Origin of the sequence: Bradyrhizobium sp. NC92, from assembly GCF_025200865.1 — a bacterium.
GTDB lineage: Bacteria > Pseudomonadota > Alphaproteobacteria > Rhizobiales > Xanthobacteraceae > Bradyrhizobium.
Genome location: NZ_CP104171.1, coordinates 2826805 through 2841633 on the forward strand (window position 1 = coordinate 2826805; position 14829 = coordinate 2841633).

A 14829-nucleotide genomic window follows, 5' to 3' on the forward strand; every position below is an offset into this window, starting at 1 on the left:
GAGACAGTTCTGCTGACCCGGCCGGGGGCAGGCGAGGCCCGCGCCCGGGCGATATCACCGGGTCGTTGCGGCGACCGTCTGCGCTGGTTTCACCTTGCGCCAGACCCACACCATCACCGGCCACAGCAGTGCGCCGATCGCCATGGCAGCGAGGATGGCCGCGACCGGACGCTCGAAGAACGGCAAAATGCTGCCGTCCGACTTGATCAGCGAGGTGACGAAGGCCTGCTCGACCATGGTGCCCATGACGATGCCGAGCACCATCGCGGCGACCGGATAACCGTTCGCCTCCATGACATAGCCGATCACGCCGAAGGCGGCGACGGTGACGACGCCGAACATGTTGTTGCCGATCGCGAACGAGCCGACCGCGCAGCACAGCATGATGATCGGCATGATGGCCGAGCGCGGCGCCAGCAGGATGTAAGCCGCGATGCGGATCATGGCGATGCCAAGCGGGATCATCATGATGTTCGCGATGATGAACATCAGATAGATCGCGTACATGCTCGACGCCTTCTCGGTGAACAGCGTCGGGCCGGGATTGAGCCCCTTCATATAGAGCACGCCGATCGCGATCGCGGCGATGGTGTCGCCGGGAATGCCGAACAGCAGCGAAGGCACCCAGCCCGACGCGATGCTGGCATTGTTGCTGGCGCCGGCCTCGACCAGGCCCTCGACGTGGCCGGTGCCGAACTTTTCCGGCTCCTTGGAGAAGCGCTTCGACATCGCATAGGAGACCCAGGCGGCCATGTCGGCGCCGGCGCCGGGCAGTACGCCGATGATGATGCCGACGATGTTCCCGCGCGTCATCTGCCAGTGATAGAGCTTGGTCAGTCTCCACTGGCCGGCCATGATGCTCCCGAATTTTCGTCGCGGCAGGGGTGGTGGTTCCGGCGTCAGCATCGCGCGCATCACCTGCGCCACCGCGAACACGCCGACGAGGGCCGGGATCGGCTCGATGCCGCCGAACAGATCGGTGAGGCCGAAGGTGAAGCGCGGGATGCCGCCGGGATTCTCGATGCCGATGCAGGAGACGAGCAGGCCGATGAACATGCCGGCGATCGCCTTCACCGGCGAGGAACGCGCCACCAGGGTGGCGCACATCAGGCCGAGCAGCGCCAGCCAGAAATATTCGAAGGTCGAGAACGACAATGCGATCTCGGCCAGCGGCGGCGCCAGGATCATCAGCGACAGCACGCCGGCGATGCCGCCGACGGCGGAGAACCAGACGCCGGCCCCTAGCGCCAGCTCGGCCTGGCCCTTGCGCGTCATGGCGTAGGCCTCGTCCGCATAGGCGGCGGAGGCGGGCGTGCCCGGGATGCGCAGCAGCGCGCCGGGAATGTCGCCGGAGAAGATCGCCATCGAGGAGGCCGCGACGATGGTCGCGATCGCCGCGATCGGCGACAGATAGAAGGTGACGGGGACGAGCAGGGCGGTCGCCATCGTCGCCGACAGGCCCGGCAGCGAGCCGATCACGAGGCCGTACACGGAGGCCGCGATCATCGCGATGATGACCTCCCAGGTGGAGATCAGCGCGAAGGCATCAATCAGGGTCTTCAGCATGGGATTACCAGGGCGTCGGCAACAGGCCGGCGGGAAGCGGCACGCGGAGCAGCTTGCCGAAGATGAGGTGAATGGCGAACGGCGAGAGCATCGCGAGCGGCAGCGCCAGCTTCCACTTGGCTCCGAGCGCGGTGGAGGTCACGTAGACCATGATCGCCGCGGTGATGATGAAGCCGAGCCGGTCGGCGGCAACGACGTAGAACAGCAGCAGCGCCGGTGGCAGCAGCGCGCGCAGGCCGTAGAGCTTGCTCTGCGGCGGCGGGGCTGCCGCTTGGCCGTCCTCGAACGGCACCAGCTCTTCCTCCTCCTCGAAGGAATGGCCGATGCCGAACACGATCGCGAGCCCGCACAGCGCAAGGCCGCAGCCGATCACCAGCGGAAATACGTTGGGGCCGACCGGCTGCCCCGGCACCGGCGGCAGAATGTAGCCGCCATAGGCGGCAGCCGCGCCGAGCACGACGAGAAACGATCCCGTGACGGAGTCGGGAAGACGCATGAGGAGGGCCCTGTGAGAGATGTTCTGCCTCGCGCGCGGCGGGGCTATCGAATATGCACTCCGTCATTGCGAGCGTAGCGAAGCAATCCAGAGTCGTTCTGCGGAGGGATTCTGGATTGCTTCGCTGCGCTCGCAATGACGATGTGGCAAGAGCTCAGTCCTTCACGCCTTGCTCAGGCCCGCGGCCTTCATCGCCTCGCCCATCTGGGCATCGCCCTTGTCCATGAAGCCCGCGAAGTGGGCCGCATCGCCCCACACGGTGCCGAAGCCGCGATTGCTCATGAAATCCTTGAACTCGGCAGAGTCGTAGACCTTCTTCAGCGCCGCGGTGAGCTTCGTTGCGATCTCCGGCGGCAGATTTTTCGGCCCGGCAATGCCGCGCCAGGCGCCGGTTGCGTAGTCGATGCCCATGGCCTCCTTCAGCGTCGGCACATCCTTGAACACCGGGTTGCGCGCGGGCGCCATGATGGCGAGGCTCCTGGCCTTGCCGGCCTCGATGATCGCGCGCGCCTCCGGCACCGAGCAGGTGGTGAGGTCGAGACCGCCGGCGGCGAGATCCTGCATCGCGGGTGCTGCGCCATTCGACGGCACCCAGGCGACCTGGTTGGCAGGCAGGCCCATCGCCTGCATCCAGCCGACCAGCGCCAGATGCCAGATGCCGCCCTGGCCGGTGCCGGACGCCTTGAACTTGCCGGGAGGCGCCGCCTTGATCGCGTCGGCGAGCTCCTTGACCGTCTTGTAGGGCGAGGAGGAGGAGACCTGGATGCCGGGCGGATCCTCGTTCATCAGCGCCAGCGGCGTGTAGCTCTTCGGCGTCAGGTCGGTGAGCCCTTGCCAGTGCATCATCGAGATTTCGACCGTGAGCATGCCGATGGTGTAGCCGTCGGGCTGCGCGGTCGCGATCGCGCTGTGGCCGACCACGCCGGAGCCGCCGGTGCGGTTGACCACGTTGAACGGCTGGCCGAGGTCCTTCTCCAGCAGCGCCGCGACGATGCGCGCGGTGGCATCGGTGCCGCCGCCGGCGCCCCAGGGCACGATCACGGTGACCGGCCGGGCCGGATAGGCTTGCGCAAGTGCGGGCTTGAAGCCGAAAGCGGCGGATGCCGCGGCTGCGGCGGTGGAAGCCGCAAAGGTGCGGCGCGAAATCTTGGACATTGAATGCCTCCCAGCGGCGCCTGTGATGTCGGGCGCTCTTGTCAACGCCGGCATTCTAGTCGGCTTTGCGTCGCCGCCGCAAGGTAGCGCTACCAACTGGACGCGCCATGTTGTGAAGAGCAGACGGCCGATCGAATGGGTGGTCGGAAATCGGGTGGGTTTTGTCCGCGCGCGAAGCCAACTTCAGCGCGTAACGAAAAACCAAAGGCAAGCCATCGATGACCCAAGCCTATTACAGCGCCGTGCTGGACCACCCGCTGAACGACGTCTGGTCGCTGATCCGCGATTTCAACAACTACCCCGCTTATATCGACGGGGTGAGCGAGAGCGAGATCGAAGATGACAAGCGCGGCGATGAAGTCGGCGCCATCAGGCGTTTCTGCTATCTCGGAAACTGGATCCGCCAGCGCTTGGTCGATCACTCGGACCGGCAGCACACTCTCACTTATGCCGCTCTCGAAGCGATACCATACCCGCAAGACGACGGCGGTCCGAGTCCGGCGCCGACGCGCTATCAAGGCACCATGCATCTGCGTCCGATCGTCGAAGGCGACCGTACCCTCATCGAATGGTCGGTCGCGCTCGAAACCGAAGCTGCGGATGCCGAGCGCTGGAAAGCCCTGTTTGCCGCCTGGATTCCTGATTGGACGAATTCACTGGCACGGACACTGGCCCGGACCCGTCCGCGATCCAGCTAAAGCATAATCTCGAAAAGTGTGAACCGGTTTTCCGAAGGGATCACGCTCAAACAAGGACCTAACGCGCGATTACGATTCGTCCAAATCTCATCGCGCTTTAGAAGATATCGACCGCGAGGCTACTCCGCCGCCTCGCTATGCCCCAGCCGGGCGTTCAGCTTGCGGATCAGTTCCTCGGCGGCGTCTGCGATCACCGTGCCGGGCGGGAAGATCGCCTCGGCGCCGGCGGCGTAGAGCGCGTCATAATCCTGAGGCGGCACCACGCCGCCGACGATGATCATGATGTCGTCGCGCCCCTGCTTCTTCAGCGCGGCCTTCAGCTCCGGCACGGCGGTGAGGTGGGCGGCGGCCAGCGAGGAGACGCCGAGGATGTGCACGTCGTTCTCGACCGCCTGCCGCGCGGCTTCGTCGGCAGTGGCAAACAGCGGCCCGATGTCGACGTCGAAGCCGATATCGGCGAAGGCCGACGCAATCACCTTCTGGCCGCGGTCATGGCCGTCCTGGCCGATCTTGGCGACCAGGATGCGCGGGCGGCGGCCCTCGGCCTCCTCGAAGGCGTCGATCAGCGCCTGAACCTTCTCGACCTGGGTGCCCATGCTGGACGCCTCCCGCTTGTAGACGCCGGTGATGGACTTGATCTCGGCGCGGTGCCGGCCGAACACCTTCTCCATCGCGTCGGAGATCTCGCCGACGGTCGCCTTGGCGCGCGCGGCGTCGATCGCGAGCGCCAGCAGGTTGCCGTTGCCTTCGCCGGCCGAGCGCGTCAGCGCGGCGAGGGCGGCATCGACCTCCTGCTGGTTGCGTTCGGCCTTCAGCCGCTTGAGCTTGTCGATCTGAAGCCGGCGGACATTGGTGTTGTCGACCTTCAGGATCTCGATTTTGTCCTCGTCGGTCGGCTTGTACTTGTTGACGCCGATCACCGCCTGCTTGCCGGCGTCGATCCGCGCTTGCGTCTTGGCCGAGGCCTCCTCGATGCGCAGCTTCGGCACGCCGGCTTCGATCGCCTTCGCCATGCCGCCGAGCTCCTCGATCTCCTGGATATGGTCCCACGCCTTGGCGGCGAGGTCGCGCGTGAGCCGCTCGACATAATGCGAGCCGCCCCAGGGATCGATGATGCGGGTGGTGCCGCTCTCCTGCTGCAGGAACAGCTGGGTGTTGCGGGCGATGCGCGCCGAGAAGTCGGTCGGCAGCGCCAGCGCTTCGTCGAGCGCGTTGGTGTGCAGCGATTGGGTATGGCCTTGCGTCGCCGCCATCGCCTCCACGGTGGTACGCATCACGTTGTTGAAGACGTCCTGCGCGGTCAGCGACCATCCCGAGGTCTGGCTATGCGTGCGCAGCGACAGCGAGCGCGGGTCCTTGGGGCCAAACGGCTTGAGCAGCTTCGCCCAGAGCAGGCGCGCCGCGCGCAGCTTGGCGACCTCCATGAAGAAGTTCATGCCGATCGCCCAGAAGAACGACAGGCGCGGCGCGAAGCGGTCGACGTCGAGCCCCGCGGCAAGACCGGCGCGCAGATATTCGACGCCGTCCGCGAGCGTATAAGCGAGCTCGAGATCCTGCGTCGCGCCGGCCTCCTGCATGTGATAGCCGGAGATCGAAATGGAATTGTACTTCGGCATCCTCGTGGAGGTGTAGGCGAAGATATCCGAGATGATCCGCATCGAGGGCGCCGGCGGATAGATGTAGGTGTTGCGCACCATGAACTCTTTCAGAATGTCGTTCTGAATGGTGCCCGACAGCTTCTCCGGCGGCACGCCCTGTTCCTCGGCGGCGGCGACGTAGAGCGCGAGGATCGGCAGCACCGCGCCGTTCATGGTCATGGACACGCTCATCTGATCGAGCGGAATCCCGGCAAACAGCGTGCGCATGTCGTAGATGGAATCGATGGCCACGCCGGCCATACCGACATCGCCGCCGACGCGCGGATGGTCAGAGTCGTAGCCGCGATGGGTGGCAAGATCGAAGGCGACCGAGAGACCCTTTTGCCCGGCCGCCAGGTTGCGGCGGTAGAACGCGTTGGAATCCTCCGCCGTGGAGAAGCCGGCATATTGCCTGACGGTCCAGGGCTGGTTGACATACATGGTCGGGTAGGGACCGCGCAGATAGGGCGCGATGCCCGGATAGGTTTCGAGGAAATCGAGCCCGGCGACATCAGCCTCGCCATAAGCGGGCTTCACCAGAATGCCCTCCGGCGTCAGCCACGGCTCGGCGCTGCCCGCAGGCGCAGCGACGGTTGGCCGCTCAAAGGCAATGTCGGCGAAATTCGGAATGCGGCTCATGGCTTCAACCATATCGTAAGCTCAATCATGATCCGGATGCTGATGGCTGACGATGGTCGCCATCTTCTCCGGTCCGTAATTCTGCTGCGTGGTCTGGCTCGGCAGATTGGCGATGCCGACCACCCAGCCGAGGCGGGATTCGGTGCCATATTGCCGGGTCGGCACCACGTGGTCCGGTCGGTCGAAGGCGCCGGTCATGATCTCGATGCGCGGGCCATCGATGCGGCGGAAGCTCAGGGGCGTGCCGCAGGCGGCGCAGAAATCGCGCATCGCGATCGACGAAGATTGGAACGCCGACGGCGTGCCCTTGGTCCAGGCAAAGTCCGTCTTCTCGATATCGGCGAAGGAGGCAAACGGCGCGCCGCTGGCCTTCTGGCACATCCGGCAGTGGCAGATCGAAATCTTGTTCGGCGACGCCGTCAGCGCAAAGCGCACGGCGCCGCATTGGCAGCCACCGGTGAGAACGGGTTTGCTGGTCTCGGTCATGCCATTTCCATCCGTCGATAGGCGTCTTGCAACGTGACAACCGCATCACCCCCGGCGAAGACAAAACCCGTGACGCCGGCGGCCCGCAGCGCCGCCTCGGCCTCAGCCGGGCGGCCTGCCAGATAGATATGTCGCCCGCCGCTCGATTGCAGGGCCCTTGCCGCAGCTTCGGCGTGTTCCGCATAGACCTTGTCGCTGGAACACAGACAGGCCAGCTCGGCGCCGGAGGCCTTGAAGGCCGCGGCCAGCTTGGCCGGATCGGCAAAGCCCTCGCTGTCGACCGCCTGGATGCCGCCGGCCTCGAAGAAGCTCTTGGCGAACGTCGCGCGCGCGGTGAAATCGGCGGGCGTGCCGAGATTGGCCAGGAACACCTTTGGCCGTGCGCCCCGCGCCTTCAACATCGCGTCGGATTTGTCGCGCAGCGCCTCGAACGGTTCCGCGAGACGGATCGGCGCCAGCGCCTCGAACTTGTATGTCTGTTCGCCATAGGGCGGAAGCGCAATCGGCGTTGCCTTCAGGACAGTGGCTTCGCTCTCCTGCAGGTTCGGAAACTCGCTGGCGCCGGTCAGCACGTCGCGGCGCTTCGCGATATTGGCCTCGCGCGCCTTCCGCGTGGCCGCGACCTTGCTCTGGAACACACCCTGCTGAAGCGCGGCGAAGGCGCCACCGGATTTCTCGCTCTCCTGGAATAGCGCCCAGGCCGCTTCGCACAGCTGCGCCGTCAGCGTCTCGATCCCGCCGGCGCCCGCCGCAGGATCGCTGACCTTGGCGAGGTTGCTTTCTTCCAGCAGCAAAAGCTGGGTGTTGCGCGCCACGCGCCGTGCGAACGGATCGGGCAGGCCGAGCGCCAGCGTGTGCGGCAGCACGGTGATGGCGTTGGCGCCGGCGAGCCCCGCGGCGAAGGTCGCCACGGTCGCGCGCAGCATGTTCACGTAGGGATCGCGCTGCGTCAGCATGCGCCAGGACGTATCGGCGGCGATGAACAGCGGTTTCGGCGCGAGCCCGCAAGCGGTCTCGATGCGCGCCCACAACAGCCGCAGCGCGCGGAATTTGGCCATGGTCAGGAATTGGTCGGCATCAGCGGCGAGCCGCGCATAGACCATGCCCTGCGCGGTTTCCAGCGGAATGCCCGCGCCTTCGATCGCGCGCAGATAAGCGACGCCGCAGGCGAGCACGAAAGCGAGCTCCTGCACTTCCGAACCACCGGCATCATGGATCACGCGGCCGTCGGCGGAGGCGAACGGCCCCCTGAAGCCGAGCCCGGCGAGGCCCTTGATGGCGCCCGTGATCGCGGGGGCAATTTCGTCCCAGGTATAGGGGCTGTGGCCCCACACTGCGCCAGCCGCGAGCGGATCGAGCCCGAAGCGGATGTTGCAGGCGGCAGGATCGAGGCCGTTGCTCTTCACATATTCCGCGACATGGATCGCCGCCATCCGCGATTGCGGTCCGATCTCGAGCTCGATGCCGATCCCGGCGTCGAGATGAATGTCCTTCAGGACCTTTGCAACCGCGTCGGCCGAAGGTTCCAGGCCGAAACCGCGCGCGCCATTGGCGCCGGCGAGCACCAGCGCAAGCCCGGTTGCACCGTTCTCCAGATCCTGCAGCGCCTGCGCATTTGCGAGCGCCGCATCGGGATGGTCGATCCGCTGGATGATCTGCCACGGCGCGGCCGGCAGCCGGCCCACCACCGGCGTAACGCCCTTCGCACGCGGATAGAGCGGTTCGATCTTGATGCCGTCATAGGTCTTGCCGACCAGCTTCTCGAACGGCGCGCCCTTCAGCACGCCGTCGACCAGCTTGCGCCAGTCCTCAGGCGTAGCCTTGGGAAAATCCGCCGCCAGCGGCAGGTCGTCAGTCACGGAGGTCATGCGGCGCGGGGCTCCCGAACGTCTTGTTATTCGCAGGCGAAATTGCCACGGCGGACCGTTCCTGCAAACGGTTGTTTTTGGTTAACCGGTATCCGGAAGCCGCTCAATGCCTTGCGTCGAGACGCTGGCGAGCCCGTCACGCACACGAATGCCCGAGATCACGCGGTCCGGTGCGATTTCGGCCAGCGGCACCAGCACGAAGGCGCGCTCGAACAGGCGCGGATGCGGCAGCGTCAGGTCGGGCTTCTGCAAGGAGACATCGTCGTAGGCGATCATGTCGAGATCGAGCGTGCGCGGGCCCCAGCGCCGCGCCTTGGTGCGCGTACGGCCGAATTTCTGCTCGACTTTCTGCAGCACGAACAATAGCGCGTGCGGATCGAGACTGGTCTCGATCTCGATGCAGGCATTGATGAAGGGATCCTGGTTCTCGTCGCCCCAGGGCGGGGTCGTATAGTCGGACGAGCGCGCGATCAGCGCCGCCTGTGCCATGCCGCAGGTGTGCGCGATCGCCTTTTTGAACGTCGCGCGGACATCGCCGACATTGCCGCCGAGTGCGATCAGCACGCTCGCCATATTAGGGGTGCCGCGAGCGTGTCAGCACGATACCGACATCGTCGAAGATCGCGGCGATCGGCGCATGCGGCTTGTGCACCGTGACCTTCACGGCGCGGATGCGCGGGAAGTGCGACAGGATCGCATCAGCCACTGCGCCCGCCGCGCGCTCCAGGAGCTTGTAATTGGTATTCTTGAACGCCGCCGTCGTAGTCGCCACGACTTCAGCGTACGACACCGTGTCGGCGAGCCGGTCGCTGCGCGCAGGCTCCGACAGGTCGGTATAGAGCTCGAGATCGATGACGAAACGCTGACCGACCTCGGTTTCGTGATCCATGACGCCGTGACGGGCATGGATCGACAGGCCGGTGACGAAGATCGTATCGGTCATTGCTCGCTCTCGATGGCATGCGCCACCCGCAGGGCCTGCAGGGTTTCGGCGACGTCATGGGTCCGGATGATCTTGGCACCGCGCTGCGCGGCGATCAGATGCGCCGCGATCGAGCCGGCGAGCCGCTCCGAGGGCTCCGACGGCGACACCGTGGCGATGAAGCGTTTTCGCGAGGCGCCGACCAGGATCGGCAGGCCGAACATGTCGAGCTCGCGCAAGCGCGCCAGCGCGGTCATGCTCTGCTCGGCGGTCTTGCCGAAGCCGATCCCGGGATCGAGCACGATCTTGTCGCGCGCGATGCCGGCTTTTGCGGCAAGGTCCAGCGAGCGCAGGAAGAACGTCTTGATGTCCGCGACGATGTCGATGGCGGGATCGACGCTGTCGCGGTTGTGCATGACGATCACGGGCACGCCCCTGGCGGCGATCAGCGGCGCCATCTCGGCGTCGCGTTGCAGGCCCCAGACGTCGTTGGCGATCGCCGCGCCCTGGTCGAGCGCGAAGGCCACCACCTCCGCCTTCATGCTGTCGATCGAGACGGGCACGCCGAGTGCCACGACGTCCGACAGCACCGGCTTCAGCCGCGCGAGCTCCTCCGCCGCCGTGACCGGCCGGGCGCCCTGGTAGGGCCGGGTGGATTCGGCGCCGATATCGATGATGTCGACGCCGGCGGCGATCATCGCCCGCGCCCGCTCCAGCGCCTGCGCGGGCGCGATGAACTCGCCGCCGTCGGAGAAGGAATCCGGGGTGATGTTGAGCACGCCCATCACCGCAGGAAGCGGCCGGCCCACGAGCGTCCGCAGCGCGTCGATCCCGGCCGAGCCGGCCGGCGGGACGGAAGGGGAGGGCGAGGCATTCATGCGGCCCGCTTTGCGCGGTCGCGAAGAGGGTGTCAAGCCGGGATTGAGGGCGATTCGCGGCCATTCCGATGCGCACAGACGGCCGAGAGGACGCGATGTTCTTGCCCACACTCCGTCATTGCGAGCGCAGCGAAGCAATCCAGACTGTCACCGCGGAAAGATTCTGGATTGCTTCGCTGCGCTCGCAATGACGATCTGGGAGCAGTGATGCCCCACCTCTCCAGCTTGGCCCGCAGACCTAATACGTAATCTTCGGCGGCAGCTTCTTGGCCTTGGCGATGATGTCGCCGACCGACTTCTCGGAAGGCAGGAGGCGGACGAGCTTCTTCTTCTCGTTGGCCTCGCGCATGCTCTGCGCCAGTCTCGCCGGATTTCGATAGGCGAGCTCGCGCACGGTGGTGACGCCGGCGGCGCGGACGAGCCCGACCTTGGCCCTGCCCATGCCGGGGATGCGCATGTAGTCGGAGACGTTGGCCCATTCCAGCAATTGCTGCTCGCTGATGCCGGTCTTGGCCGAAAGCGCCTTGCGGCCCTTCACCGTGGAGGCCGCCTCGAGCAGCGCGTCCGTGGTGCGGATTCCTTGCGCCTTCAGCTTGTTGGCGGCAAAGGCCGGCAGGCCCTCAATCTCGGAGATCGGATATGTCATGATGCTCGATATGAAAAGCGTCGCTCAGGCGAACTGGCTGAGGCCCGGCGTCCCCGCAATGATCTTGCCCATCTGATCCGCTCCGATTTTGTCTCGCCCGTAGCGGAAAAGTTCACGGGAGACGTTTTGAATCTCGGACACGCCGAGCCCGAGGCTCATCAGGCGCGTGCCGACGGCCATCAAGCCGCCGCCCATCAGCCGCGACAGGGCGCCACCGCTCTTGGACGCTTCGATCGCGGCTTCCGCTCCGGGGATCTGATCGATCAGGGCCTGCACGCTGTCGGAAGGACCCTCGTTGCGAAGGAAGGCCAGGATGATGCCGACGGTCTTTTCAGCGACAGCACCATCTATGCTGGCGTTTGTCGCCAGCCGTCCGATCAGCTCGTCCATAAGACCCGCCCCTCAGCCGGTTTACATTCCGGAATATTGCTTTCGAAAACGATCTTGAGCCGGTGTGACGTGAAATACAAGCGATGAACGCATGCGCCGTCGCGAACGCGCGAAAAGTGTTGCCGCCGTGCAAGAGCCTAGAACGAATCGGCAAAAAATTGCCGCGTTGCGAACGCCGCGTTCCGACTTTCGGCTGATCTCGCCCATCGGTGTCCGACAATGTCGCATGCGCAGGAGCCGCTGAACCGATTTAATCGGCGCGCGAGATGCGTTAAACTACGGAACTGGTGCATTTGAGTTTCAATACGCGAAACTCGGCAGAGAGATCAGAGAGAATAATGACCGCACAGGACAGCAAGCTCGGCGATACCGACGCCAAGATCTTCGTCGGCAAGGGAGACGAGCAGGCCTGGCTGACGCTTGCGCTCGCCAATCGCCACGGCCTCGTCACGGGTGCAACCGGAACCGGCAAGACCGTGTCGCTGCAAGTGATGGCGGAAGGATTTGCACGCGCCGGTGTTCCGGTCTTCGCGGCCGACATCAAGGGCGACCTCGCCGGGATCTGCCAGATCGGCGAACCCAAGGACTTCATCGTCAAGCGCGCCACAGAAATGGGGCTGAGATTCCAGCCCGATCAGTTCTCGACGGTGTTCTGGGACGTATTCGGCGAGCAGGGCCACCCCGTGCGCGCGACCGTCACGGAAATGGGGCCGCTTCTGCTCGCGCGCATGCTCGATCTGAACGACGTGCAGGAAGGCGTGCTCAACGTCGCCTTCCGCGTCGCCGACGACAACGGCCTGACCTTGATGGACATGAAGGATCTGCGGGCGCTGCTCGACGCCATCGTGCCCGACAGCGGAAAGAAGGCTGCGGACGCGGAGCAGGACCCGCTCGCCGCCATCCGCAAGGCCGCTCAGGGGTTCGGCAACGTCACCAAGGCGACCGTCGGCACCATCCAGCGCCAGCTCCTGGTGCTGGAGAACCAGGGCGGCACCAAATTCTTCGGCGAGCCGGCGCTGACGCTCAAGGACTTCATGAAGACCGACAGCGACGGCCGTGGCATGGTCAACATCCTGGTCGCCGACAAGCTGCTCCAGAACCCGAGGCTATACGCGACCTTCCTGCTCTGGATGTTGTCGGAGCTGTTCGAGGAGCTGCCCGAAGCCGGCGATCTGCCCAAGCCGAAGCTGGTGTTCTTCTTCGACGAAGCGCATCTGTTGTTCAATGACGCGCCCAAGGCGCTGATGGACAAGATCGAGCAGGTGGTCCGCCTGATCCGCTCCAAGGGCGTCGGCGTCTACTTCGTGACGCAAAATCCGATCGACGTGCCCGACCGCGTGCTCGGACAATTGGGCAACCGGGTGCAGCACGCTTTGCGCGCCTTCACCCCGCGCGACCAGAAGGCGGTCGCCGCTGCGGCGCAGACCTTCCGGCCCAACCCGAGGCTCGACACCGCAAAGGTGATCACGGAGCTCGGCAAGGGCGAGGCGCTGGTGTCCTTCCTCGAGGGCAACGGCACGCCTTCGATGGTGGAGCGGGTGATGATCCGGCCGCCGTCCGCCCGCATCGGACCGATCACGCCGGACGAGCGCAAGGCGATCATGGCGGCAAGCCCGGTGAAGGGCAAATATGACACGGCCGTCGATGCCGAGTCCGCCTACGAGATGATACAGAAGCGCATCGCCGGCACGGCGGCGACCGCCGATGGCCCCGCGGGCGGAGGCGGCGGTGGCGTTCTCGGCCAGATCGGCTCGATCGTCGGCACCATCTTCGGCACCAACGTCAAGCGAGGCCGTCTGTCGACCGGCCAGGTCATCGCCCGCGACGTGACGCGATCGGTCACCAACCAGGTGATCGGCGGGATGGCCGCCAATCTCGGCAAGTCGATCGGCGGTCAGCTCGGCGGCTCGATCGGCCGCACGCTGGTCCGCGGTGCGCTCGGCGGATTGCTGCGGCGGTAGGCAGAACGCCCCACGGCAAGGCAATCGATCGACCGCTCCCGCGATCTGGGAGGGCCGAAGGTCACACATTCAGGTGAGGGGACTCTCCAAGCCCTTGCCGGTCTGCTACGTCCTGTGTCATCGCCGCTCAGGACCGCACCGTGACCACGTCCTCCCCGTTAGCCAAGCCTGACCTGCCAAGACGCCCGTCGTTGCGGGCGCCGCTGGATCTGCTTTTTCTGTTCTGCTGCATCCTCCTGGCCGCCGACGTGCTCGTTCCCGAGATTTTCGGACGCGGCAAGACCAAGGACTATTCGCTCTGGTACTGGGCTGGACAGCAGGTCTTGCAGGGTGAGCCGCTCTATCCTGCCGCGCCCGAGGACTATTTCGATTTCATCTATCCGCCGCTGCCGGCGATCCTGCTGGCGATCCCGAGCTGGTTCGGCAAGATCCCGCTCTATGTCGTCCTGTCGATCCTGAACGCCGTGGCGTGGTGGTGCACCGGGGCGCTCTCCCAGGTCATGACCGGCTCGGGCCGCGCGCCGGGTCGGTGGCTGGAGGCGCTGCCGGTCGTCGTCACCGTGTCCTTCGTGTTCGACATGTTCGACCTCGGCCAGCCGAACCTCGTGCTGCTGGCGATGATGCTCTACGGCTTCTGGAGCCTGCGGCATCAACGGTCGTGGCTCGCCGGCTTCATGTTCGCACTCGCCATCGCCATCAAGGTGTTTCCAGTCGCAGTGCTGCCTTATCTGGCGTGGCGGCGCAAATGGGCCGCCCTTGTCAGCACGATCGTCTTCACCGGCATACTTCTCTACCTCGTGCCGGCGCCGATCCGCGGCTTCGAGCGCAACGCCGCCGAGCTTGCGAAATGGTACCAGGGCATGGTCGGGACGAGCTCGGAAAAAGGCTTTGGCCAGCGTGGCGAGCAGAACTGGTCGTGGGTCAACCAATCCCTGATTGCCGTCACGCATCGCCTGGTGCGGCCGATCAACTACAATCAGGACGATCCCAAGAAGCCGCCGCGCACCATGAACGTCATCGACGTCGACTACAGGACGGCGAACTGGATCGTGCTCGCGCTGTCGGCGCTGCTCGGGCTCGGCTTCGTCGCAATCATGCCGCGGCAAGCGCGGCGAACGGCGCGCTCGGATGCCGAGGAGCTCGGCATCCTGTTCTGCCTCATGACGGTGGCCTCGCCTCTGGCCCGGCAATACTACTTCATGTGGCTGTTCTTCCCGATGACGGTGTTGATGCATCGCGCCGCCTTCGACGAGCGAGCGCATGTGCGCCTGGGAACCTGGCTCGCGCTGGGTGCCGCCGGCATCCTCATGCTGCTGTCGTTGCCGTGGTTTCCCATTGTCATCCAGGCCTGGGGCAACAACCTCGCTGCGACCGTAGTCCTCGCAGGGTGCCTCGCCTGGCACATCCGGCATCCGCCGCTTGCGGCTAGCCCCGAGGCCGCGCCGGCGTTAGAACCCGGGACCTCGTGAGACCCAACAACCAGGATA

General features: G+C 65.5%; 14 protein-coding genes. 3 read left to right on the forward strand and 11 right to left on the reverse strand.

Features of this window, described 5'->3' with window-relative positions; genetic code table 11:
* Positions 1-54: 54 nt before the first annotated feature.
* From N2602_RS13160 to N2602_RS13170, 3 genes are all read right to left on the reverse strand, one after another.
* Entirely contained in the window at positions 55-1566 is a 1512-nt protein-coding gene (locus N2602_RS13160; protein ID WP_212259641.1) for a tripartite tricarboxylate transporter permease, read from the reverse strand.
* 4 nt (positions 1567-1570) lie between these two features.
* Entirely contained in the window at positions 1571-2062 is a 492-nt protein-coding gene (locus N2602_RS13165) for a tripartite tricarboxylate transporter TctB family protein (RefSeq protein WP_212259639.1), read from the reverse strand.
* A gap of 162 nt (positions 2063-2224) precedes the next feature.
* Positions 2225-3217: a tripartite tricarboxylate transporter substrate binding protein gene (locus N2602_RS13170; protein ID WP_260382897.1), complete on the reverse strand. Its 993-nt coding sequence runs from the start codon at positions 3215-3217 to the stop codon at positions 2225-2227.
* Positions 3218-3435: 218 nt separating this feature from the next.
* Here N2602_RS13170 and N2602_RS13175 point away from each other — a divergent pair, with 218 nt between their 5' ends.
* Positions 3436-3915, forward strand: a complete 480-nt coding sequence (locus N2602_RS13175; RefSeq protein WP_260382898.1) for an SRPBCC family protein — start codon at positions 3436-3438, stop codon at positions 3913-3915.
* A 119-nt stretch (positions 3916-4034) separates the two neighbouring features.
* Here N2602_RS13175 and scpA read toward each other — a convergent pair whose 3' ends face one another.
* From scpA to N2602_RS13215, 8 genes are all read right to left on the reverse strand, one after another.
* Positions 4035-6191 carry a methylmalonyl-CoA mutase gene (gene scpA, locus N2602_RS13180; RefSeq protein WP_260382899.1) on the reverse strand — a complete coding sequence of 719 codons (2157 nt, stop codon included), beginning with the start codon at positions 6189-6191 and terminating at the stop codon, positions 4035-4037.
* 21 nt (positions 6192-6212) lie between these two features.
* Positions 6213-6677: a GFA family protein gene (locus N2602_RS13185; RefSeq protein ID WP_018647959.1), complete on the reverse strand. Its 465-nt coding sequence runs from the start codon at positions 6675-6677 to the stop codon at positions 6213-6215.
* A complete protein-coding gene (locus tag N2602_RS13190) occupies positions 6674-8545 on the reverse strand; it encodes a methylmalonyl-CoA mutase subunit beta (protein ID WP_260382900.1) in 1872 nt (623 codons plus the stop codon). Before N2602_RS13190 ends, N2602_RS13185 begins: the two co-directional genes overlap by 4 nt.
* An 81-nt stretch (positions 8546-8626) precedes the next feature.
* Positions 8627-9118, reverse strand: a complete 492-nt coding sequence (gene folK, locus N2602_RS13195; RefSeq protein ID WP_260382901.1) for a 2-amino-4-hydroxy-6-hydroxymethyldihydropteridine diphosphokinase — start codon at positions 9116-9118, stop codon at positions 8627-8629.
* Between the two features lies 1 nt (position 9119).
* Positions 9120-9488, reverse strand: a complete 369-nt coding sequence (gene folB / locus N2602_RS13200; protein WP_025035064.1) for a dihydroneopterin aldolase — start codon at positions 9486-9488, stop codon at positions 9120-9122.
* Positions 9485-10345: a dihydropteroate synthase gene (folP, locus tag N2602_RS13205; protein ID WP_260382902.1), complete on the reverse strand. Its 861-nt coding sequence runs from the start codon at positions 10343-10345 to the stop codon at positions 9485-9487. Before folP ends, folB begins: the two co-directional genes overlap by 4 nt.
* Positions 10346-10583: 238 nt before the next feature.
* A complete protein-coding gene (locus tag N2602_RS13210) occupies positions 10584-10991 on the reverse strand; it encodes a DUF4332 domain-containing protein (protein ID WP_025035066.1) in 408 nt (135 codons plus the stop codon).
* Positions 10992-11015: 24 nt separating this feature from the next.
* Complete coding sequence (locus N2602_RS13215) at positions 11016-11381, reverse strand: DUF2267 domain-containing protein (protein ID WP_260382903.1); 366 nt, start codon at positions 11379-11381, stop codon at positions 11016-11018.
* A gap of 338 nt (positions 11382-11719) precedes the next feature.
* Between N2602_RS13215 and N2602_RS13220 the strand changes: the two genes are divergently transcribed.
* Entirely contained in the window at positions 11720-13342 is a 1623-nt protein-coding gene (locus N2602_RS13220; protein WP_260382904.1) for a DUF853 domain-containing protein, read from the forward strand.
* A gap of 140 nt (positions 13343-13482) precedes the next feature.
* Complete coding sequence (locus tag N2602_RS13225) at positions 13483-14811, forward strand: glycosyltransferase family 87 protein (protein ID WP_260382905.1); 1329 nt, start codon at positions 13483-13485, stop codon at positions 14809-14811.
* The last annotated feature ends 18 nt before the right edge of the window (positions 14812-14829 follow it).